Annotated in this window: 18 protein-coding genes and 3 pseudogenes; 3 read left to right on the top strand and 18 right to left on the bottom strand. The window is 38.7% G+C overall.

Annotation, left to right across the window (positions count from 1 at the left end):
- Positions 1-34: 34 nt before the first annotated feature.
- Entirely contained in the window at positions 35-1,405 is a 1,371-nt protein-coding gene (locus ACEWB7_RS10080) for a phosphomannomutase CpsG (protein WP_411580697.1), read from the bottom strand.
- Between the two features lie 143 nt (positions 1,406-1,548).
- Here ACEWB7_RS10080 and ACEWB7_RS10075 point away from each other — a divergent pair, with 143 nt between their 5' ends.
- Positions 1,549-2,613, top strand: a complete 1,065-nt coding sequence (locus ACEWB7_RS10075) for an acyltransferase family protein (RefSeq protein WP_180168083.1) — start codon at positions 1,549-1,551, stop codon at positions 2,611-2,613.
- A 326-nt stretch (positions 2,614-2,939) separates the two neighbouring features.
- Here ACEWB7_RS10075 and ACEWB7_RS10070 read toward each other — a convergent pair whose 3' ends face one another.
- The 14 genes from ACEWB7_RS10070 to ACEWB7_RS10005 all read right to left on the bottom strand — a co-directional run bounded on the left by ACEWB7_RS10070 (position 2,940) and on the right by ACEWB7_RS10005 (position 20,961).
- A complete protein-coding gene (locus ACEWB7_RS10070) occupies positions 2,940-4,538 on the bottom strand; it encodes a Tn7-like element transposition protein TnsE (protein WP_180017877.1) in 1,599 nt (532 codons plus the stop codon).
- A gap of 111 nt (positions 4,539-4,649) precedes the next feature.
- Complete coding sequence (locus tag ACEWB7_RS10065) at positions 4,650-6,182, bottom strand: TnsD family Tn7-like transposition protein (protein ID WP_180057799.1); 1,533 nt, start codon at positions 6,180-6,182, stop codon at positions 4,650-4,652.
- 2 nt (positions 6,183-6,184) lie between these two features.
- A complete protein-coding gene (locus ACEWB7_RS10060; protein ID WP_180017872.1) occupies positions 6,185-7,867 on the bottom strand; it encodes an AAA family ATPase in 1,683 nt (560 codons plus the stop codon).
- 33 nt (positions 7,868-7,900) lie between these two features.
- The gene (locus tag ACEWB7_RS10055; RefSeq protein ID WP_180017870.1) at positions 7,901-10,063 is read right to left on the bottom strand and encodes a DDE-type integrase/transposase/recombinase; all 2,163 of its coding nucleotides are present in this window, start codon (positions 10,061-10,063) and stop codon (positions 7,901-7,903) included.
- The gene (locus ACEWB7_RS10050) at positions 10,047-10,850 is read right to left on the bottom strand and encodes a TnsA endonuclease C-terminal domain-containing protein (protein WP_180017868.1); all 804 of its coding nucleotides are present in this window, start codon (positions 10,848-10,850) and stop codon (positions 10,047-10,049) included. Before ACEWB7_RS10050 ends, ACEWB7_RS10055 begins: the two co-directional genes overlap by 17 nt.
- A gap of 154 nt (positions 10,851-11,004) precedes the next feature.
- The gene (gene glmS / locus ACEWB7_RS10045; RefSeq protein ID WP_411580695.1) at positions 11,005-12,843 is read right to left on the bottom strand and encodes a glutamine--fructose-6-phosphate transaminase (isomerizing); all 1,839 of its coding nucleotides are present in this window, start codon (positions 12,841-12,843) and stop codon (positions 11,005-11,007) included.
- 12 nt (positions 12,844-12,855) lie between these two features.
- On the bottom strand, positions 12,856-14,220 hold the full coding sequence (gene glmU / locus ACEWB7_RS10040; RefSeq protein ID WP_411580694.1) for a bifunctional UDP-N-acetylglucosamine diphosphorylase/glucosamine-1-phosphate N-acetyltransferase GlmU: 1,365 nt from the start codon (positions 14,218-14,220) through the stop codon (positions 12,856-12,858).
- 20 nt (positions 14,221-14,240) lie between these two features.
- Complete coding sequence (locus ACEWB7_RS10035; protein ID WP_313659483.1) at positions 14,241-14,717, bottom strand: phosphatidylglycerophosphatase A; 477 nt, start codon at positions 14,715-14,717, stop codon at positions 14,241-14,243.
- A 22-nt stretch (positions 14,718-14,739) separates the two neighbouring features.
- Positions 14,740-15,657 (bottom strand): thiamine-phosphate kinase, encoded by a 918-nt coding sequence (thiL, locus tag ACEWB7_RS10030; RefSeq protein ID WP_313659455.1) that lies wholly within the window; start codon positions 15,655-15,657, stop codon positions 14,740-14,742.
- A gap of 17 nt (positions 15,658-15,674) precedes the next feature.
- Complete coding sequence (gene nusB, locus ACEWB7_RS10025; protein ID WP_005233270.1) at positions 15,675-16,124, bottom strand: transcription antitermination factor NusB; 450 nt, start codon at positions 16,122-16,124, stop codon at positions 15,675-15,677.
- 4 nt (positions 16,125-16,128) lie between these two features.
- On the bottom strand, positions 16,129-16,599 hold the full coding sequence (gene ribE / locus ACEWB7_RS10020) for a 6,7-dimethyl-8-ribityllumazine synthase (RefSeq protein ID WP_180032247.1): 471 nt from the start codon (positions 16,597-16,599) through the stop codon (positions 16,129-16,131).
- Positions 16,600-16,610: 11 nt separating this feature from the next.
- Positions 16,611-17,732 carry a bifunctional 3,4-dihydroxy-2-butanone-4-phosphate synthase/GTP cyclohydrolase II gene (ribBA, locus tag ACEWB7_RS10015; RefSeq protein ID WP_411580693.1) on the bottom strand — a complete coding sequence of 374 codons (1,122 nt, stop codon included), beginning with the start codon at positions 17,730-17,732 and terminating at the stop codon, positions 16,611-16,613.
- Between the two features lie 412 nt (positions 17,733-18,144).
- Positions 18,145-19,656 carry an aldehyde dehydrogenase family protein gene (locus ACEWB7_RS10010; protein WP_180070010.1) on the bottom strand — a complete coding sequence of 504 codons (1,512 nt, stop codon included), beginning with the start codon at positions 19,654-19,656 and terminating at the stop codon, positions 18,145-18,147.
- A gap of 336 nt (positions 19,657-19,992) precedes the next feature.
- Positions 19,993-20,961, bottom strand: coding sequence for an alpha/beta hydrolase (locus ACEWB7_RS10005; protein WP_411580690.1), 969 nt, complete (start codon positions 20,959-20,961; stop codon positions 19,993-19,995).
- A gap of 518 nt (positions 20,962-21,479) precedes the next feature.
- Here ACEWB7_RS10005 and ACEWB7_RS10000 point away from each other — a divergent pair.
- The gene (locus ACEWB7_RS10000; protein WP_411580688.1) at positions 21,480-22,070 is read left to right on the top strand and encodes a TIGR00730 family Rossman fold protein; all 591 of its coding nucleotides are present in this window, start codon (positions 21,480-21,482) and stop codon (positions 22,068-22,070) included.
- Positions 22,067-22,468, top strand: a complete 402-nt coding sequence (locus ACEWB7_RS09995) for an NUDIX domain-containing protein (RefSeq protein WP_312535303.1) — start codon at positions 22,067-22,069, stop codon at positions 22,466-22,468. Before ACEWB7_RS10000 ends, ACEWB7_RS09995 begins: the two co-directional genes overlap by 4 nt.
- Before the next feature lie 624 nt (positions 22,469-23,092).
- Here ACEWB7_RS09995 and ACEWB7_RS09990 read toward each other — a convergent pair.
- The 3 pseudogenes from ACEWB7_RS09990 to ACEWB7_RS09980 all read right to left on the bottom strand — a co-directional run.
- A pseudogene (locus ACEWB7_RS09990) lies at positions 23,093-23,215 on the bottom strand (VF530 family DNA-binding protein); the annotation flags it as partial.
- A 113-nt stretch (positions 23,216-23,328) separates the two neighbouring features.
- Positions 23,329-23,463: pseudogene (locus tag ACEWB7_RS09985) on the bottom strand (IS3 family transposase); the annotation flags it as partial.
- A gap of 120 nt (positions 23,464-23,583) precedes the next feature.
- A pseudogene (locus ACEWB7_RS09980) lies at positions 23,584-23,718 on the bottom strand (IS4 family transposase); the annotation flags it as partial.

Raw genomic sequence — 23,718 nt, 5'->3', positions numbered from 1 at the left:
AAGGGACTTTTTAAGATTTTTCTAATAGTTAAAATTATCCCTGAATTAACTGAGTGAGTTCATCTACATAAGCCTGCATTGGACGAGGGTTCTGGTCACGACGGCTTTCAATATTTAAGCGTAGCAAAGGTTCAGTATTGGAAGCACGAACGTTAAAGCGCCACGCCCCAAAGTTCAGGCTGACACCATCTGTCTGATCGATTTCTGGTTGCTGGTCGGCATAATGATCAAAGATTTTTTGGATCGTCGCCTGAGTATCTGCGACTTTAAAGTTGATTTCACCCGAACATGGGAATTTGGCGATCATCTCTTCAACTAGGGAAGATAGTGATTTTCCAGTTTCAGATAAAACTGCGATAGCAAGCAACCATGGAATCATGCCACTATCACAATAAGCAAAATCACGGAAATAGTGATGAGCACTCATTTCACCACCATAGGCTGCGTTGTGCTCACGCATGACATCCTTGATAAAAGCATGTCCTGATTTAGATTGAATTGCTGTTCCTTGATATTGTTCGACAACATCAAAAGTATTCCAGACCAGACGTGGATCATGCACGATTTTTTCGCCAGCCTGTTTTAGCAAGAAGGCCTGTGCCAGTAGACCGACAATATAATAGCCTTCAATAAACTGCCCTTTTTCATCAAACAGGAAGCAACGGTCAAAATCGCCGTCCCAAGCAATACCCATGTCAGCTGAATGTTGAATCACCGCATCACGTGTACTGGCACGATTTTCAATCAGAATCGGGTTAGGAATACCATTCGGGAAATTACCATCCGCCTCATGATGAATCTTAATAAATTCGACTGGAATATTGAGTTCTTTAAATTTAATCTCAATTGCATCAATCACGTGACCCGCTGCACCATTACCTGCATTCACCACCAGCTTCATTGGTCGGATTTTTGCTGGATCAATATAACTCATCAGGTGATCAACAAATTCAGGCAGGATATTATATTTTTTTGTCGTACCCTTGCTTGTAACTTCAGCGAATTCATTATTTTCAGCCAGTGCCTGAATGTCTTTAAGGCCGGTATCTGCGCTAATTGGACGAGCATTTTCACGGACCAGTTTCATTCCGTTATAATCCATCGGATTATGACTGGCAGTAATTTCAATGCCACCCTGAACCTCCAGATGAAATGTACCAAAGTAAACTTCTTCAGTGCCGGTCATACCCAAATCGAGGACATCGACACCTGCATCATTTAAACCACGAATGGTCGCCTGTTTTAAGTCTTCACTGCTAAGGCGTACATCACAGCCAACTACAACGGTTTTTGGTTGATAAATCTGTCCATAGGCACGACCAATGCGGTAGGCGATATCTTCATTTAATTCGATACCTAACTTGCCGCGAATATCATAAGCTTTGAAACAAGAAAGTTTTTTCATAATTTATTATTTAAGAGTACAATTGAAAAATATATTCTAACCCAAATAAAGATTTTTACCATTCAGCTGGTTACATAATATTAAAATAATATTTCATTTGAAAAATAAAGTATTGTATTAGAAAAATTATAAGGACGAAAAATATGTCTAATAATAAATTATATTCAATTAATATATTGAGATTTATTGCTGCAAGTTTTGTCTTGCTCAGTCATATAGAAAATAAAGTTCATCAGTATAATATCCTGTCCTTAGAATGGTATCGATTTAGAGGGCCAGGTGTTGATATTTTCTTCGTAATGTCCGGGTTTATTATCTGTTTAACGACAGCTAAAAAGAATATAACCCCTATAAAATTTTTAAAAGGGCGTATGCAAAGAATATTGCCTCTGTATTGGTTCTTTACCACTGTGGCTCTTTGTATTTTTTTATATAACCCTGAACTCGTTAATATGAGTGGTGGATATACCAATATTGTAGCTTCTTATTTATTAATTCCAGGGGAGCATAAGTTCCTTGTTCAAAATGGCTGGACCCTAAGTTATGATGTTTATTTCTATATCATTTTTGCTTTATCTCTCTATTTTTTTAGAAATAAGATAAATTATATTGCATTAATAGCAGTATTGACTTTTTTACCTGCTGTAGGGATATTGGTATTAAATTTAGATAAAGTATTCTTTTTTAATGTAATTCTTTTGGAGTATGCCTTGGGTATTTGTGCATATCTCATTTATATAGAATGCAATTTAAACTTTGTGCTGAATATTATTCTGATTCTATTAGGAACTGCATTTATTTTCTTTCAGAATATATTTAATGTGTTTGAAACTGGATTTGGTCGTGCTTTGGACAGAGGAGTGCCAGCCTTTTTATGTGTGGTTGGTGTGATTGGTTTGGAAAGCTTTTTTAAAAACCATTATCATAAATTTGTAAATATTTTAGATAGATTAGGGAACACGTCTTATTCTATTTATCTGAGTCACCCATTCATACTGGTTATAGGAACAAAGTTATATATAAGCTATTACTTTTTTCAGAATCTTAATTTTGCTTTATTTTTATATGTGATCTGTATTTTTATTGGATACTATGTAAATAAATTTATTGAAGTCCCTTTAAATAGGACAGTTAAGAATTCATTTAAATCAAATTCTATATGGATATTAAAGATTAAAATATTTATTCAGAATTTAAGAAATATATAGTTAACCTGTTATATGAGAGTAGTCAATATCCTCATATTGTAAGCTAGTAATAAAGTTGCACCCTAAATTTGTGTTAACTAATTGATTTATATAGTGTATGATTTATCATTTTGAAAATAAAGTATCATCGTAAATCATGCTGTATCCTCAACTCCATAAAAAAATCAGTAATAAAGTATCATCCTAAATATAAGGAAATATAATCTAGAGATCAAAGTACTTATGTTATTGATGTACAGATAGGTGCAAGATTAAGTCCCATGAAACGAAGGAATATCCAATTAACAAAAGATATTTTTCAATTTCTTATACTATAGAAATATCAATTAAGTAGATTTTAAAACTTCTATAAATCGGTTTTTCCAATCTTTAAATTCTTTATCGGATATAGTGATCTCAAATTTATTTTTTGGATGGTTAACACCTTTGGGAATACCAATGTTATTTAAGGATTCTGCGGTAGGCCAACGTAAAGAGCGTTTAATAATATCTTCTTTAAATTTTGGAAAATGTTGATCCCAGATTTCCGTATTATTAACCTTAATAATTAATGTAGACAGTGATTTTCGGTTGTCGCTAGTATCAATTTCTAGAATGATAAATTGCTTATTTTGAAATTCTAGTTGTACTTCGGCGATACATCGAAGGATACCATCATCGGTCAGGTGTAGTTTGGATCGATTCACAGCAGGAAGCTTAGAAATGGTAAATTTAACTTTTGATGGAATATGATGCTGTGATCTGAATTCTTCAATCATAGCTTGAAATGCTTCAAATCGTTTCATGAATAGTTCAAGATCATCACTTTCATCTTGACAATTTTCAAACTCTCCTCGGCCAATTTCACCAAAAATACTAGATTCACCTGTACCTACATGAGGTTCAGGTAATATATTTATATCATCGTTATTAATTTTACCTTTTTTACCAGAACGTTTAATTATTGCTTTTTGGGTTTCAAAAGGTGATGCGAGTGACATTATTATTTTTTGTGAATCAATAATTACCGTTGGCTTATCACTATTAGCTTCTTTCTCATTATCAATTATAGGGTCTTCATTTCTTGGAGTTTTACTGCCTCTTGAAGAACCTCCAGAACTTACTTGAGTATTTTTTACAGTAAATTTTGGACTACAAAAAATGACCGTATGATTAATTTCACTAGGTAAGTTTGATATTGCTAGAATTTCATTTACGTAATATTTATTTTGCTTCGCACTAAAATATACTTTTAATGTGATTTCAGTATCCTTTAAGGACGGTGGCACAAAATTGAAGTTCCAAAATTCCCGGAATTTTGTCTGCAATTTCTCACTTAAAAAATTCTTGGAGATGCTTTCAAAAGATGTTCGTGCTTCTGTATCGAGTAATATCCATGCGAGCAAGCGGCGCATCCCTATATTATTAAATTGGGACATTGGGAAGTTACAGAGTACAGGAATATTGATCAGAGTTTGATGATCTTCCTTTATAATATCAAATTCCCGAGTAAGACGGCCTTGATCCAATGCACCACGAGATAGATAGGCATTATGGAAGAATAATACTCTAGCAAGCTCTATCTGAGGTAAAACGATTTCAATATCAGTTAGTTTTGCATGAATATCGCTAACAATATGGCTGAAATGATACTGATTTGATTGATTAGTTACAACATCCCATTTTTGTAAATCATCTATTTTAATAGTGATCGTAGACTCATTAAAAGGAGTAAAGGTTTCAGTCTGATTGAAACGTCGGTTGCGTGCCAGTAATGGCATATTAGAAAAACGAGCGTGGTTTAATATATATTTCTGATCTTTTGTTGAATATTTATCATTTTCTAATCCAATAGTGATATTCCATTCGCTATTCTTTATGTCTTTAAAAATAGAACCTAAAAAAGTAATTCTCGAATTTTTAGGAAAATTTTTAATTTTTATCATCAGGATTTTACCATTTTAATCATTGGTTGATTTACAAAAATGACTATATATTAAAGTTTATTTTATTGAAATTTCAAAGTTTAATTTCAGTAAGGTAACGATTTAATCAAATTAATTTTGAATAATTTGAGAGAATTCAAGAGTGATATATTCTAGAAATCTTTTCGTTTCAGATGTCATTCGTTCTTCACTTAATCCAGCTTTTCGTAGAATGCGCCACTGAGGAATTGATTGTTTATTGATTTTAATATCGATAAACACTTTTGTTAGGCGTCTGATTTGATAACAGCTAATATTTTCACTATACCGTTCTAGAAAAAGTTGAATCAGAGGTAATTTATGTAAATTTTTCTCTAATGTATTTGAATTAGACGTCTGTTTAAACCACCATTTCATAGAGCGTCTCGGGCTATCTAAATCCCAGATTAAAGTATTATTAAGTTGGACAAGTTGCTTTACATAAAAAAGATCGCGTTTTTGCCAATCAATTTTAGTCCCTTGAGGAATAAATTTCTGATGGAAATTTTGGTTTGTCTGCAATAGCCAGTCTTTATCGTTTCGATATAACCATGCATAAAGAGCTGCCTGCAGGTGACGAGCCGGTTTAACCCCATGTTCTTGTACTAAACCTACCCATTTTTCACGATTCTCAGCTCTAGTTATTTCAAAATTAGTATCCTGGAATTTTATTTGATTATTCTGTTGAGTAGTTGCTTTCTGGAAGGACTTAACTTGAGTGAAGATATCTGTAAAAGACCAGTCAGTATTTAAAAAAGCTTCGATTGTAATAATATGCTCCAGATAACTAAAGCTTTTGCGATGCTTTCTAAAAATATGACGTAGCCAACTGGTTTCAGAAGCTAAGTCATCTAAATGGTATTGCTGAAGAAATTTTTCTGGCCACCTTAATGATATTTTTTCTGAAATTTGATCGAAAGCAATTTGGTTTTCCCCACGGATACAGTTATTCCGTCTGGCTAGTTCATTATAAAACATCGTCCACTGTTCATAACTCGGTGATACAAAAGGCGGTGTAGATAACAATTCTATTATTTTAGAACTAATAAAAAGTTCATCACTTGTTGCTGGTACCTGATTCCACTCAGTACAAAAAACATCTGAAGGTGCTATAAAGTCATGTCGATGTAATGATCTTAAATCTAGTCTTGATTCTACAAGATTACCGTGTTGCGGACAGCAAGCTCCCTGAATTTGCCATAAACTCAACCAGTAAAATTCTCCTTTTTGAAACGCTTGCTCTTTCAGACATTGTGGACAGTAACGTAGTCTATGAATAATAGGGACTCGTGAAGCATTAATTCCCAAAGAAAGATGTACCGAACCTTGTGAAATATTACCCATCCATTTGATACATTGTTTTCTTCTTGCTTCAGGCACAAAAGGTGCATATATAGGAAATAATGTATGTTTGTATATTATATTTTGTAGAGTCAATTGTTGTTCAGAATACTGATTAACGATCGCATTAAGATGGCAGGGTAAATCAACCGTCGCAATAACCTGTCTATTTTCAAATACAGCATCAAGTAATTGCTTGGGACTTTCAAATGCCAAGCGGATTCCAGCACGAGCCACCGTACTATAAATTAGCTCATGTTCATAAGGCATAGGGAAATTTAGCATAACTAACTCACTTGTTTGATCCAATCAGGTATATCAAAGATCAAATCTGTTTCAGTTTTTAGATGATCATAAAAGCTTTGACCACTCTTTTTTTGTGAAAATTGAAAACGTAAGTCAACTGAATCCAATGTATGCCATTGATCATATTTAAGTAGTTTAGGTTTGGATATTTTAGGTTTGGAGAGTGGAGGGCTCTTTGTTGAATCTTCATTCTGTTTTAACCAGTCCAAAATAATTGATAGTAGTTCGGTCAAATGCTTGTCAGGATGTTTAATAAATACTTTTTTAACCATCGGTATCAAAATCTTGGAGTCATAACCAAGCTCAAGTAACAGAGCATGTAAACGCATAGATTCATCATGTCCTTGATATTCATCAAGCTCATCTTCTTGCTCAATTGTACTTTCTTCGATTTTGGAAAAAAGTTTTAACAATTGTCTGTCAATTTCAGGTGTGATCAAATCAGGATATTGTGCAATTCGTCGAGCATCACCTGAACGTAAGGCATCTATAATATGATGAATTGGTTTAAAGTCTTCTTGATATGTATTTTGGAGCAATTTTACAGTGATTCGTTCTAAACCAGATTCAATTGCTCGTATTTGTGCAAGGACAAAAAGCTTAACTGTTACGTCTAAAATACCTTGGGTTAGATCAAACCAGCATTGTCGTAACTCCTCTGAGAGTGCGAGATCAGCTTTTCTTAACCACTGATATTTCCAAAGAGCATCTGTAAATGTCATCCACTCAGATTTTCGAACTTTCCCATCTGGGGTTTTTATTACAGGCTCATTTTTTATAGGTTCCCAGTGAATTGAACCAAAACCTACAGCTCGACGTGATGAGCGCAGATCACGTTCAAATATGTTACTTGCTTTAGGTGTTCCTACCATAATGATTGGCAAGCTATAAACATTCACTAAAGTCACAAAGAAATTCAACATTTCATCAGAATTTTTAGATCTGTTTGCCATGAGGTGTTGAATTTCATCAATCACCAAAAGACCGATTGCATGAAGATGAGCAATGTGTCCCATAAGTTGCAAGAGCTTTTGTTCATTATGTCTTTTTTGAGTATATTGTTGCTCATAATTAGTTCCTAAAGCACGGTCAACAGCACTAAAGAAACTTAAATATAGGGATTTAAGTGAGCCATTATATGGGCAGTCTATTTTTAGATAGACCAGCTGAGTGAAATTATGTTCAGGATGATAAATTTTTTGTGGGTAATTTCTAAGAATGCGATTTAACGTGGTTGTTTTGCCACTACCAGAGAAACCGATAAACACTAGACTTTGTGCTGTTGATATTAAATCTGTATGGCGAGAAGCATTAAAATCATTGCTTTTAATATGTTCAAAACTATTTTGTAAATGCCGATTTAAATCACCTGTAGTAATATTTCGTCCTACATAGCCTTTTCTCAACATAATAGAAATTTTTTGTTCTAATGTTAAATGTCGTTTAATAGGGTGAAAAAAATTATTTAATAACTGGGATATAATATGAGCACGAGTATTGTTGGGTAGTTGTCGATCAGATAATTTAAATTCGATAGTACCCCTAATGGCTTGGATTGTATCTTTTGCCTCAAAAATTTCGGGTAGTGCCTCAATAAAAGGGTTTCCCTGATAGTCAGAAACTGGGCTTACTGTATACACTGCATGGTCATTTTTATTAGTCATAATTGTATCCCGCTTATTTGAATTTATTGAATATCAGTTATCATCGTCACAATCTTCAAGGTCATCTAGCAACTCTTGATAAATGCCAAAACGTAGTTTGTAATCTTCATCATTTTCTAAATTTATAAATTGCCTAGACTTAGGTATAGGAATAATATTACTTTGATTTTCTGAAGACTGCTCAGAGTGGTCTAGAACCGTAAATGCAGATTTTGACGATTTTTGGCTGTTGTTTCTCTGTTTCAATCTTTCACTGTCTTTTTCAGCTTGTTTATTTTTACGAAGATCAGTCAACCGTTCTTTTTTACTAAGTGTTGAAGAAGGTTTTTTTGCATCTGCCCGAGCAATAATTGATTCAATATGTTCTTCAAGGCTTGCTTGAGACCTATCGGTTTTTAGGTTTTGAGCCGCTTTCGTTTTCTTTTGTTCGTGTTGAACCTGCCAAACTTCCCAAAAACTACAGCCTATGAACTCTCTAGATCTTGGAGAAAGTGTAGCTTCCCAATAATCTAAACTATGCTTCTGATAAAACACATAAATTATTTCTGCATTACTTGGATCATAAGCCACTTGTAATGATTCTGGACGAGAAATAGATTTTTTACGATGCATCCAGCCTTGTTTATATATTTCAGGGCAATTATAAAATACTCCAAACATTTTTAGGCCGAGGTCGGACAAGGTCGCTTTAACTTTAGGTAATAAAGCAACATGTAATGCTTTTTCAGAAACTTGTTTTAACTGACCCACACGATGTTGTATTCCCCAATTCCATAAATGAATAGGAACTAAAGGCAAATCACTAGGCATATCTATATCACGATCATAAGTTGTTAATTGATGGGATGTATTATGTGCAAGTATTGAACCAATAATGATCTGCTTAAATTCAGTTATAGTAAGTGTTGAATCTAATCGGTAGTCAGAGCCCCCACGTTTTTTTTCTTTAACCTGTTGTACTACGCCAGAAGCAAAAGGCTTAAATTTTGTCTGAATAGTTCTGAAATAACGTTCAACAATTGGTTTTAAATCTCCACGATAAGGTGCAGTATTTTCAATACGGATAGAAAAGTTATATTCTAAAGCTTCAATCTGATGTCCTAATAATTCTCCCCGATCTGCCAAAATAGCATCGGGTAATCCAATACATGGCCAGTCATCATGTGTAATTTCATAACCATATTGTTTGCATAACTCAACTTTATCTGTCATAGCGACTTGTAGAGCTTGCATTGCAGTTACATAGGAGGCATTTTCAAATCCAATATAGAAACCAACCACCATTCTACTAAATACGTCAGCAACTAAATAAATAGTGGGTCTTCCAACAATACAAGCACGATCTGAATCTGATACAAGATAAATATCAGCAATGGTTGCATCAATTTCATAGCGAGAACCAGGCCCTAGGACTTGGGTGTTGACAGTAGAATGGAGCTCTCGGATGTCTTTTGCATAGATAATCGGATTGGTTCGAGCAGTAAGTTGAGCCACTTTTGGAAACTCACGCTCATAAAAATATTTAAATTGCCAGATGGTCGGAATTTCGCTATCAGGAGTATCTGGAAATAATGAATGATACATCGTAGAAAATTTACGATAGGCATAACTCAAAGAATTTTTATCCTTTGTTAACATATATTTATTAATATTAATTCTGAAAAGTCGCTCGATATTCTGATCAACTAATGCACCAATACCTTCACTATATTTTCTTGGCCTACCTAGTTTTTTATTTTTTGCAATACGTTTAACACCTTTAGCACCAGAATTGTTATAACTGGGAATAAGTGCATTTGGTGTTTGACCTCGTTGCCAGTATCGACGTGCTAATCTATAAATGGTTTGATGAGTTGTTTTATGCTGCTCAATAATTATTTTAACAAGGCTAAAACGAATAGATGGATCATAGAAATGCTCATTAGATATGAGTAAATCTATAATGTTCATTCCCATATCACGTTTTTTTTGCTGTACAGAGCCTTCTGTCACATTAATCAAGGAGATATCGGCAAAAGGATCATCGGTTATTTCTGCTTCGCCTACTTCTATGGCTGTAATCAGTTCTTCTTTTTTTATTATAGAGGGATTAGCATTAGGATGATTTAAATCAATCCAGATAATATGAGAAGGAATAATTTTAAGAATGCGGTAATCTTTACCTTGAAATTTATATACACTATTGATTCGAAACATGGCGAATCTCCTCCCATATTTCAAAATTTCCTAACTTGATCTCAGAGGCTTTAATCTTTTTATAGTCTTTGGTTATATCGAAAATAAAATAACGTTGAGCAAGCAGTTCTCGGAGCTCAGCTAAAGACGTACCAATCGTTAAATTATATGCTTGATCTATTTTTTTGCTTAAAGTAATTAATTCGAGTTCAGGATATTGTGTAAATATATGAATATAATCATTTAAACGATCATGAATTTCAGCACTAGATTCTCTCATGGCTGGATAAAGCCATTTGATGTTATTCAAAATAACTGAAGGAATTTCTTTTTCTGTAAGGATATACCAAGGTGTATCTGTACTTTTCCAATATCTACGCTCAAGTTCTAGTTTTTCAACGGTTCTTTCATCCTGTAAGCTATTTGTGTATTTAGTTCGGATGACAAAATTTGGTTGGTTAGTACTTTGACTATTTACATAAAAACTTGAACTGATAGTTTGTAGGGCATCTTTAACTTTAGGGTGAGAGATTTGAGCTCTTTCTGAAATTTCGAGCGTAGTGTTGAGAGGCAAGGGAAACTGCTCTCGGATATCAGTAATTAACGGATTCCAGTCTAAAAGTAGAAAAATTGCAAGTTCTAAATCAGATAATAAATGATGGGTGCGTTTCGTTGTATGGCCAAAAACTCGGTGAGAACGACCTTTTGAGCTAACATCTCGTACAGTAATCCATGGCTTATAATCTTTTAGATAGCCTTGACCACGTCCTTCTTTGATCCAGCGTTTCTGCTGATGTTCTGTAACCATAACAAATCGCCCGCTATTCTTTATTTATTCAGAATAGCAGGCGATCAATCTTTAATCAATATGAGATGATACTTTATTGCTAAAGATGAAACTATATTACCCAGGGTGATACTTTATTACCTAAATACATCATATAACAGGCTAATTTTATGAGTTATTCAACTGTTACTGATTTTGCCAGATTACGTGGCTGGTCAACATCAGTACCACGCAGGACTGCCACATGGTAAGACAGTAGCTGTACTGGAATACAATAAACAATTGGCGCTAAAACAGCGTTTACTTCAGGAATATGCACGACATGCTGGCGCTCTTTGGCTTTAATGCCGCTATTTTCATCAGCGAAGACAAATAATTCACCACCACGTGCCTGAACTTCTTCCATATTGGATTTCAGTTTATCCAGCATGTCATCTTGCGGTGCCAGAATTACTACTGGCATATCATTATCTACTAAAGCCAATGGACCGTGCTTCAGCTCACCCGCCGCATAACCTTCTGCATGAATATAAGAAATTTCTTTCAACTTTAGTGCACCTTCCAGTGCGATCGGGAAGTGTGTACCACGGCCTAGGAATAGACAATGCTGTTTCTCTACAAAGAGTTCAGAGAGACGCAGAATTTCATCATCATGACTTAAAGTATCTAGCAGTACCTTAGGCATATGCCATAGTCCAGTCGTGATCTCAGTCATCTGTTCAGCTGAAATGGCATTTTTCACTGTACCGATTTTCAGTACCAGTAACATCAAAGCTGCGAGCTGGGTGGTAAAGGCTTTGGTCGAAGCCACACCAATTTCAGGACCCGCTAAAGTCAGCAGGCTGTAATTTGTTTCACGTACCATTGAAGAAGTTGCAACATTACAAATCGTCATCGTCGTAATATTTACACCTTTTGATGTAGCACGTTTTTGGGTATCACGCAGAGCAGCTAAGGTATCGGCTGTTTCACCTGACTGAGAAATACACACATAGAGTGTATTATTGACAATCACTGGCGTACGGTAGCGGAATTCACTGGCAATCTCGACCTGACAAGGCAGATCAATCAGCTGTTCAAACCAGTATTTGGCAATCATGCCGGCATGGTAACTGGTACCACAGGCAATAATCTGGATTTGCTGGATTGTTGAAAAATCCTGTTCCGCATTCACCAGAAAATCTTCACGCAGTGTATTGCCATTCAAGGCTTGTGAAATGGTCTGTTTTAGGGCTTCAGGTTGCTCATAGATTTCTTTGAGCATGTAGTGCTTATATTCACCCTTAGAAGCATTGCTCACGGTGGCATCCAGTTCTTTTACTGGACGATCTACCAGTTGACCATCCACAAATACTTCAATGGTAGTACGGGTCAGACGGGCAATATCACCTTCTTCAAGATAGATAAAGCGATTCGTGATTGGTAATAAAGCCAATTGGTCAGAACTGATAAAGTTCTCGCCAATACCGACACCGATGACTAGTGGTGAACCTTCACGTACGGTAATCAGTTCATCTGGATGATCTGTATGTACGATCCCGAGCGCATAAGCACCTTTCAGCTGTGGTACAACCTGACGAACAGCTTCAAGCAGGCTAGGGGTAGATTTCAGTGCATCATTGACCAGATGGGCAACCACTTCAGTATCAGTTTGTGAAGTGAATACATAGCCTAAAGCTTCAAGATCATCTTTCAGCTCCTGGTAATTTTCAATGATACCGTTATGAACCACAGCAACATTACCCGAAATATGGGGATGAGCATTGTTTTCAGTCGGTTTACCATGAGTTGCCCAGCGTGTATGCGCAATGCCTAATGAACCATTAATCTGTGATTCATTCACAGCTTGTTCAAGATTCGCGACTTTACCCACACGGCGCTCACGTAGCACCTGGCTATTATTGATTAAGGCCAGACCCGCAGAGTCATAACCACGGTATTCAAGACGTTTTAGGCCTTCAATTAAGATATTGCTGATATTACGTTCCGCGATGCCACCGACGATACCACACATACTAACTTCCTCTTATTTCTTGATTTTTTGCGGACGCTGATAGTTTTCTTTGGCAAATTGCTTAGAACGTTCTACCGCTAAACTGTTCTCTGCCACATCACGGGTAATCGTTGAACCCGCTCCCACTGTCGCGCCATTACCGATCTGGACCGGTGCAACCAGAGAGCTGTTAGAACCAATAAAAGCATGATCCCCAATGATGGTCTTAAATTTGTTGGCACCGTCATAGTTGCAGGTAATCGTCCCTGCACCAATATTGGAACCGCTACCGACTTCAGCATCACCTAAGTAAGTGAAATGATTCGCCTTAGAACCTAGACCAATGCTTGAGTTTTTGACTTCAACAAAGTTGCCAATATGGACTTCAGCTGCCAGTTTTGCCCCTGGACGCAAGCGTGCAAATGGACCAATCTGTGCATCTTCACCGATAACAGCATTATCAAACACGCTATATGGCTGAACTTTAGTACCCGCAGCAATCTTGGTATTTTTAATCACGCAGCCTGCACCGATTTCAACATTGTCACCGAGTTCGCAATTACCCTCGATAATCACATTGATATCAATACGTACATCTTTACCTATGGTGAGCTGACCACGTAAGTCAAAACGGCTTGGATCAATCAGATGTACGCCTTGCTGCATCAGTTGTTTAGCCTGATAAGCCTGGAACTGACGCTCTAAAGCAGCCAGTTGCACACGGTCATTGACGCCTTCCACTTCAAAAGCCAGCTCAGGTTCTACAGATGCAACACTCATACCATCTGCTAGTGCCATTGCTACGATATCTGTCAGGTAATATTCACCTTGTGCATTGTCATTGCTTAAACGTGGAAGCCATTCATGTAACTTGGCATTGCTGACCGCATAAATACCGGTATTAATTTCTTTAATTTGACGCTGCTCTTCAGAAGCATCTTTATGTTCAACAATGGCTTGAATCTGACCATCTTTACGTACAATACGACCATAACCACTGGCATCTGTAAGCGTTAATGTCACCAGGCCAATGCCTTGCTCTTGAGTAGCATCGAGCAGATTCTGAAGCGTCTGCTGGCTAATACAAGGGACATCACCAGACAGGATTAGTGAAATACCATCTTTCGGCAAAACAGGTAGTGTCATTTGTACGGCATGACCGGTACCGAGCTGTTCAGCTTGTTCTACCCACTGGATATCCTGGTCTGCAAATGCGGACTGAACCTGCTCACCGCCATGACCATAAATGGTAATAATATTGTCTGCATTGAGTTTTTTTGCTGTGTCGACCACATGGCCGAGTAAAGGTCGTCCTGCAAGCGGTTGTAATACTTTCGGTAAGTTGGAACGCATACGGGTTCCTTTACCTGCAGCAAGAATAATCACAGTCGTAGACATGTTCTAATCCTAGATATGGCTTAAGCCATCGTGAAGTAAAAATAAATCCAAATACAAAGCGCTGCCCAGAGGCCAGCGATAATGTCATCCAGCATGATGCCAAAACCACCCCCAACCTGACGGTCAATGACTCGAATCGGCCAAGGTTTCCAGACATCGAATAAACGGAACAGGGAAAAGCCAATGAGTAGCCATAACCAGTTCATCTGACCTAAATAGATCAGTGGCAAAAAGGTGATGGATTGTCCTGCAAACTCATCCCAGACAATACGTCCATCATCATGCACACCCATGACTTTGGCAGTTTGGCCACAGATATATATGCCAACCAGGGACATGATGACAATGGCAAAAAGACTATTTACAAAACCTAAGTAGAGCCAGATGGGTACAAATAAAAGTGCAAAAGCTGAACCAAAAGTTCCGGGCGCTTTAGGCGCCAGACCAGAACCAAATCCTACCCCACTAAAGACAATGAGCCGGTTGATCCATGACATGCTTTTAAAATTGATCGCAGGTTTATGCAAAATGTTGATATCCGTTAAATTGAAGTGAATGATCTACGCCATCTTTTTCAAAAGTTAAACCGTGTTGCTGCTGAATGGAGCCAATTATACTAATCGAAACATCCAGATGTTTTTGCAATAATTTTTCATAATTTTGCGGGCTTATTGTAAAGCATAACTCATAGTCATCACCACCCGCGAGTGCGTATTGCCAACGCTGTTCATCATTTAATGCCTGCAGGGCAGGACTGATCGGTAACTTTTCAAGTCCTAAAGTCGCTCCTACCTGAGAAGCTTTGAGAATATGTCCCAGATCCTGTGCGAGGCCATCCGAGACATCAATCATACTGTTGGCTAGGCCTTTTAAGGCAGTACCCAACTGACAGCGTGGGGTTGGATAATCCAAACGTTTCTGTAATGGATGACCAAGATGATTTAAAGCAAAAGCAGCATCACCCACTGTACCGGATACACAAATCAGATCACCAGGCTTGGCACCTGAACGGGGTACAGCTTTACCAATCTCTACCCAGCCCAGAGCAGTCACAGATAAGGTCAAATGAGGACTTTGTGTGGTATCACCACCAATTAAGCTCACACCAAATTGATCGCAACAATCATAGAGACCCTGACTAAAGGCTTTTAACCAGTCATGATCAATTTGGGGTAGGCTCAAGGCGAGTAAAATACTATGCGGGGTCGCGCCCATGGCTGCAATATCAGAAAGATTAACAGCGACAGATTTCCAGCCAATCGCATGAGGATTGGTGTCTAAAGGAAAATGACGTCCAGCAACGAGGGTGTCGGCACAGATGACCAGTTGTTGCTGTGGAGGAGGAGTGAGCAAGGCTGAGTCGTCACCAACACCCAAATCGACAGAATTTTTATTCTGACGATTGAAATAGGTATCGATAATCGAAAACTCAGCCATACAACAATTCGACTAGATTAGTTGGCTTGCTGTTTTTCTGCTGCACGTAAAGTTGTCGCTAAACGGTCTAATACACCATTGATGTATTTATGGCTATCTGCACCGCCAAAGTGTTTAGCTAACTCAATTGCTTCATCCAGAACGACACGATATGGAATCTCAAGATGTTCTTTGAGTTCATAAGCGCCTAGGCGAAGTGTAGCGAGTTCTACACCATCAAGTGCAGAAAGTTCGCGATCCAGCACAGGGATAAGCAAAGCATCCAATGCTTCATGATTGGCAACCACTTGAGTCAACAATTCATGATAATAGCTGAGATCCACTTTGTGCATCGCATTGTCCACACGTGTACGTGCTTCAATCTCATGCACCGGATTGTGGCTCATCTGCCATTCATAAATTCCTTGTACAGCAAAGCGACGTGCTTTACGTTTTGCTGCATAAGTTGCTTGAAGTGTTTGCGACATAGCGTTAAATAGCCTTTAACAAGTTAACCATTTCAATAGCAGTCAAGGCAGCTTCACTACCTTTATTACCTGCTTTTGTACCCGAGCGTTCAATCGCCTGTTCGATACTATCCGTAGTCAATACACCATTAATCACTGGTAAGCCAGTGTCTAGGCCAACCACGCCCAAACCTTTGGCACATTCACCAGCTACAAAATCGAAGTGAGGCGTGCTGCCACGAATCACAGCGCCCAGCGCGATGATGGCATCGAAACGATCTGAAGCTGCCAGTTTTTTCGCAACCACAGGAAGTTCCCAGGCACCAGGTGCATGAACAACAGTGATATTATCGTCTGATACGCCATGGCGTTTCAATGTATCAATGGCACCTTCTAACAGATGTTCAACAACAAAGCTATTAAAACGGCCAACTAAAATCGCATAACGGTCTTCGTTCGCGAGATGCAACATACCTTCAATACGGCGAACTGCCATAGGAACCTCGATTATTTCTCTGATGTTTGTTGTGCGGTGATGTATTCCACCACTTCTAAGTTAAAGCCGGACAGGGCATTGAAACGTAATGGAGAGCTAAGCAGCTTCATTTTTTCCACGCCGAGGTCACGCAAAATTTGTGCGCCGACACCAATGGTCTGATACTGCTGGGAAAGTGCAGCATTCGATTTTACATTTTTTGGTGTTGTCAGTGCATCCAGGGCAGGGCCTAAGTCCTGTAAATGGCGCTGGCCAATCCAGACCAGAACACCACGATCACTGTTTGAAATTTCTTTTAAGGCACGGTCCAGATTCCAGGCCGGTTCACCATCTTGCTTGTTCAGCTTTAATAAATCACGGGTCGGATTAAAGCCATGAACACGTACAGTCGTTACGCCCTCTTTAGGCTCACCTTTGACCAAGGCCAGATGGATATCCGGATTACCCAGTTCACGATAGCGGTACAGGTCAAAGCTGCCGTATTCAGTATCAATACTTTGCTGATCGATACGCTCAACCGTTTGTTCATTGGTCATACGGTAATGGATTAGATCAGCAATGGTACCAATTTTCAGACCATGCTTTTCCGCAAAGATTTCTAGATCTGGACGACGTGCCATGGTGCCGTCTTCTTTAATGATCTCGCAGATTACAGATGCAGGTTCCAGACCCGCAAGACGAGACAGATCACAACCTGCTTCAGTATGACCAGCACGGTGCAATACGCCACCTGGCTGTGCCATCAATGGGAAGATATGCCCTGGTTGTACGATGTCACTTGGTTTGGCATGTGCGGCCACCGCAGTTTGAATAGTGTGCGCACGTTCAGCTGCAGAAATACCGGTAGTAATGCCGTTGGCTGCTTCAATTGAAAGGGTGAAGTTGGTTCCGTGCTGAGCGCCGTTGGCATCCACCATCAAGGGTAGATTTAACTGCTGGCAACGTTCTTTGCTTAAAGTCAGACAAACCAGGCCACGTGCATGGGTGATCATAAAGTTGATGTCTTCAGGACGCACGTGGGTCGCAGCAATCACCAGATCGCCTTCATTCTCACGGTCTTCGTCATCCATCAGGATAACCATTTTTCCTGCACGGATATCTGCTACAAGCTCTTCAACTGTATTGAGCGGCATCAACCTTCACCTTCTTTTTTGATCTATACCAGACCGAATCATGACATTATTACTGCATAGTCTAACGCTTTTTAAGCAATTTTGCCTATGCTTATTGCTTTCCCTCAGGGGTTCATTGTTATACACAGTCTTGCGTAGCATGAAAAGTCGACTTTAAATGAAAGCACAGGCTTTATGCTGGATTTTTAAACGATCAGAAAGCATAAAAAATGACAAACTTATTTAAAATCAACATAACTAAAAATAATCCCTTATTTTTTATGCAGTTTTATTTATTCGTTTAATACAGCCCTTAAAAATACAAATATATCCTCATGACTCTCTTTATAAATTTTTTACCAATCAGTTTAAAGTTCTGTTTGAAATAATGAATGAATCAGGTGGACCGAAGTCCACCTGAGTTCAGATCAGTTTAGAAGAAACCTGCTGGTTTGGTTGAATAACTCACTAACAGGTTTTTGGTTTGCTGATAATGATCCAGCATCATGCGATGGTTTTCGCGGCCAATCCCGGATTTTTTATATCCCCCAAAGGCTGCATGAGCCGGGTAGATGTGATAGCAGTTGGTCCAGACTCGACCGGCCTGAATGGCACGACCAGCACGATAAGAAGTATGTGCTGAACGTGACCAGACACCGGCGCCGAGTCCATAAATCGTATCATTGGCAATCTTGATGGCTTCATCGAAGTCTTTGAATGTGGTCACCGCCAGTACCGGTCCAAAAATTTCTTCCTGGAAGGTCCGCATGTCATTGGAACCTTTAAAAATCGTTGGCTCGATATAAAAACCTTGTCCCACTTCCTGACGCTCATTGCCGCCTAACAAGATTTCCGCACCTTCTTCACGGCCAGTAGCAATACAGCCGAGAATCTTGTCCTGCTGCTCCTGAGAAGCCTGAGCCCCGATCATGGTCTCGGTATCCAGGGGATGACCAGTCTTGATCTTTTTCACTCGCTCTACTGCAAGTTCCAGGAATTGGTCGGCAATACTTTCCTGAATCAGGGCGCGTGATGGACAGGTACAGATTTCACCCTGATTCAGGGCAAACATGGTAAAGCCTTCCAGAGCTTTTTCCAGGAAATCATCTTTCTGATCCATGATGTCAGCAAAGAACAGGTTCGGAGATTTCCCTCCAAGTTCTAACGTGACGGGAATAATATTCTCAGTCGCATATTGCATGATCAGCTGACCCACAGCGGTCGAACCGGTAAAGGCAATCTTGGCAATCCGTGGATTAGTCGCCAGTGGACGGCCGACTTCCACGCCATAACCATTCACGATGTTTAATATGCCTTCAGGCAACAGATCCTGAATTAGTTCGACCAGCACTAAAATACTCACCGGTGTCTGTTCAGCAGGTTTCAGCACAATACAGTTTCCGGCTGCAAGGGCAGGTGCCAGTTTCCAGGCAGCCATCAGAATCGGGAAGTTCCACGGGATAATCTGACCCACGACACCCAATGGTTCATGAAAATGATAAGCAATAGTGTCTTCATCAATTTCCGAGATGCCGCCTTCCTGGGCGCGAATGCAGCCGGCAAAATAACGAAAATGGTCAATGGCTAAAGGAATATCCGCTGCCAAAGTTTCACGGATCGGCTTACCGTTATCCCAAGTTTCTGCAACTGCTAGTAACTCAAGATTTTCCTCAAGTCGGTCGGCAATTTTTAATAAAATATTGGAACGGGTAGTAGGGGAGCTGTTATTCCATTGCTGTTTGGCGGCATGAGCCGCATCGAGCGCCAGTTCAATATCTTCCACTGATGAGCGTGGAACTTTGGTAAAGGCCCTTCCATCTACGGGGGAGACATTATCAAAATATTCACCTTTGACTGGTGGGACCCATTTGCCGCCAATGAAGTTTTCGTATTGGGATTTAAATTGCACTTTTGAACCGTCAGTATTGGGATCTGCATAACGCATAATTCTATTCCTTGATATGATTATTATTGATGAATGCCGAATCACTTCTGTCCTGCAAAAGCCCTCAGATTCAACATCTCAGCTCTACTATAGAGAGGGAAAAAAATCGCAGGATAAATACTTACAAGCTTGCTACAAAAGGCAACATTTGGATAAAAATAGAATTAATTATCTTTATAGATTTCAATATCTTATTTTTATAATGAAATGATTTTAGTATGTGAAAAGCATTACTGATCAGCTTGATATTTTTATTTCATACCCAAGAAAAATAGGTAAATAAAATCATTGGAAAATAAGACAGGCAGAGCTTGCTACCTATCTTATTCATCTGGCTTATAGGGCTTTATTTTCCAGCCATTGAAATAGCTGCTGATAGACCTGCTCACGAACCGGTTTTTCTGAAAGAACCAGATCATGTACCCCATTTTGAATCGAACAGAGTTTCACATCGCCCTGAATTTTTTGCGCATGTTCAATCATGTCACGTACCTGAAGAATCACATCACTGGTTTGAGCATTACGGTTAAAACGTAAGGGATAAGTGGTTTTATGGGCATGCATTAGCAAAGTCGGAATATTTAAACGTACACCCTGATGAATTTCTTTTTGTGCTTCGTGAATGGCATGTACAAAACTCAGACGCACCCAGTGATAGCTAGGTTTTTTCCATTCCAGATCAAAATACCATTCCCCCTGATAGCTGATATGCAGACTTGGCACATAATGACGATTTAAGCGGCTAGGAAATAGCATTTCCGGAAAACGTTTTCCCAGACGGCTCAATTTAGGCACCAGAAACTTTTTCTCAAAAGGCGTCATATTAAAGTCATAAAAAGGGCTATTGAGCCATAAGCCTTTAATTAAGGGATGATCCGGATGATGCGCTGCATACAGGGTCGTGATCAGTCCGCCGGTAGAATGGCCACTGAGTAAAACCGTATCATGACCTTCCTGCCCAATAATTTCGAGAGCCTGACTGATTTCTGCATCATATTCTGATAGATGATAGACATTATAAAGTTTCTGATGTGACAGATAGGATCGGCCGTATTTACGTAAATCCAACGCATAAAAATCAAAACCTTGCTGATTAAAACGCTCTGCCATTTCAGTCTGGAAAAAATAATCAATAAAGCCGTGAATATAGAGGACAGCTTTAGAGGTGGGCTGGTCTGCCTTTTTGCGGATCAGTGTAGCAACTACTGTGCCTTCAGTATCTGGCGGGAATTCTAAAGTGGCCTGTTCATAACCTTCACCTAGAATGTCAGGTTGATATTCAAGGCTGGAAAGCGGATGGGACATATTGTTCTACTCATGATTATTTTTATTCACTTATCCTTGTGGATTGGCTTACATTTGTCAAATCCTGCTGTCTGACCCATTCGAGATCAATAGTACCATTCAGAGAATAGTCAGATATAAAATCTCAGTTCATTTGCAGTCTGATTGACTGAATTAAAATTAATAAAAAACCCCGGCATCCTGCCGGGGTTTTTCGTATTGGTTAGCTCGGTATAACTCCTGTCGTACCTTACAATCCTTGTGCTTATCTATTGTCATTGCTATATGGAACTTCCTGTTCCTGATGTAAGTATCATAGGAAAATTCCACTATCCGGGATAGCCGCAAAGAACCGGAATCGATGTAAGTCAATGCGTACAAGTCTGACTAAAAATTATCCATATTTTTCTGTAGAAGTGAGGATTTATTCTGAATCATGAGCTTCGATAAACTAGCCGCTTATGGCTATTTTTCCTGTTTTTAAGACAATTTTTTTATTCTAATCCAGTTAGAATACGTTGGTAGATGAGGGGATAAAAATGAAATCTATTGCAGTCTTTTGTGGTTCAGCTATGGGAAATAGCGAAAATTTTAAAGAGCAGGCCCAAGCTTTGGGTGAGTCTATTGCGAAACGGGGAATCACACTGGTTTATGGGGGCGGTCGAGCTGGTCTGATGGGTGTTGTGGCTGATAGTGCCTTAAATGCCGGTGGAACAGTCATTGGAGTGATTCCACAAAATCTGGTCGATGCAGAATTGGCTCATCCGCTCTTAACGGAGCTGCATGTAGTGAAAAATATGCATGAACGTAAAACAAAAATGTCTGATCTGGCGGATGCATTTATTGCTTTGCCGGGTGGAGTGGGGACTTTAGAAGAAATTTTTGAGCAGTTAACCTGGGGGCAGTTGGGCCTTCATCAGAAACCTTGTGCATTTTTAAATATCCACGGATTTTATGATGAATTGCTAAATTTTTTGATGAAAACGACTGAGGCTGGATTTACCCAGTCACGTTTTACCGATGTCTTGATCTCCTCAAGTTCAATTGAGGAAGTATTGGATGCTGTGGAGCATTATCATGCACCAGAACCGAAATGGAATAAAAGTGTAAAGGCAGTAGAATCGGTATGAGTAATAAAGTGATTACGATTGCTGCGGCTATCATTCTGAATGAACAGAATCAGATTTTGTTGGTTCGTAAAAAAGATACCGATTTCTTTATGCATGTGGGCGGAAAGCTGGAACCCAATGAATTGCCTGAAGCTGCACTTTCTAGGGAAGTTCTGGAAGAAACAGGCTGTGAGATGGAAATACTGTCTTATATTGGTAAATATGAAACCGTGGCTGCGAACGAATTGAATCATTCGCTGGTCAGTTATTTGTATCAGGTTAAATTAAAAAGTCAGCCTCAGGTTCAGGCTGAACTTGCGGAAATGCAATGGGTTGATCTTAATCATCCAGCCCTGCCTTTAGCCCCTTTAACTCGGGATATTTCAATTCCGTGGTGTAAGCAGTTATTAGGAATCTAATGAGATCTCAAAAAATTTTAATCTATAGATATGAAATTTAACCAGATTGTCATATTAGAGCGTTAATATTGATGTTTACAAAAGCCCATTTCCCCTCAAATGGGCTTTTTTTATGATTTTTTATCATTAACTACTTTGATGAATTAGATGCTTAAACCTGTATGAAGCGCAATCCTTTTAGCAGGAGTTCCCTAAAAAGATAAATCGAACCAGAGTTCTAGAGATTCAAGATTTAAAGAAAATTTTCTTAATTTGAGAAAAAAGCAGGGTTAGGCAGAATATTTAGTCATTGAGAACGACAATAAAAAAAGCCCCAATCTTTCGATCAGGGCTTTTTGAATCTGGAGCGGGAAACGAGACTCGAACTCGCGACCCCAACCTTGGCAAGAGTCACCGACATAAAATACACTAAATTACATAATTGGTATGTTAATAAACTCTATATATAACAGTTACATAGAGTTTTAATTTTGTGTGACGTAATTTAAGGTGGGGTAGGGTACTTTGATTTTTGGTCACTAATTTATTGTGATAATCAACAATAATAACCAACATTCATATGCTTAATCTAAGAGTGTTTTACTGACTGGTATAATTTTATGATGAGAGGGGTGTTGCCTGAGGCTACGGTTTCTGTTTGGCCTTTTGGCGTAAGACGTACAAATATAAGCTTTCTACTTTTTCACGTGTCCATGGTGTGGTACGCAAGAATCGTAATGATGATTTAACACTTGGGTCTATGCAAAAACTGAACCGTACCGGGTTTGTCGGAGACTTTTTTATTTAAGTTAGGCCACCTGACCTAACGGGTTAATCTTATAATCGTACATTGCTTCAAGCTCAAAAGACGATACATAACTCAGCGCATTAAGCACCATATCTGTATTCTTACGTGTTGATACTTTCCAGCCAACAATTGCACATGAAAAAACATCAATAATAAATGTGGTTTAGACCCAATCTGAATGAGTTTTAATATATGTGAAGTCAGCGACCTGAGATACCGTCTTGGTAGTCAATCAGGTTTTGAGATTATTCGGCTAATAAATAATCTCTTTGATAGGCAGTCTGATGTTTTAAAACGCTATAACACAGATCTCTGTACACGACAAATTTCATAGGGTCCTTGTCCTATCAGGCTTTTTCTTTCTTAAAATTGCTAGCACTTTCTTAAATTCTTCTTTTTTTCCAAAACCAATCAAACGTAGAATAGCCATTTGAACATAGTCCAAACCGTAGCGAAATAAACT

Origin of the sequence: Acinetobacter sp. NIOH-H-8, assembly GCF_046635365.1 — a bacterium.
Classification (GTDB): domain Bacteria; phylum Pseudomonadota; class Gammaproteobacteria; order Pseudomonadales; family Moraxellaceae; genus Acinetobacter.
The sequence above is the reverse complement of the archived record's forward strand: the minus strand, read 5'-3'. Positions and strand labels throughout refer to the sequence as shown.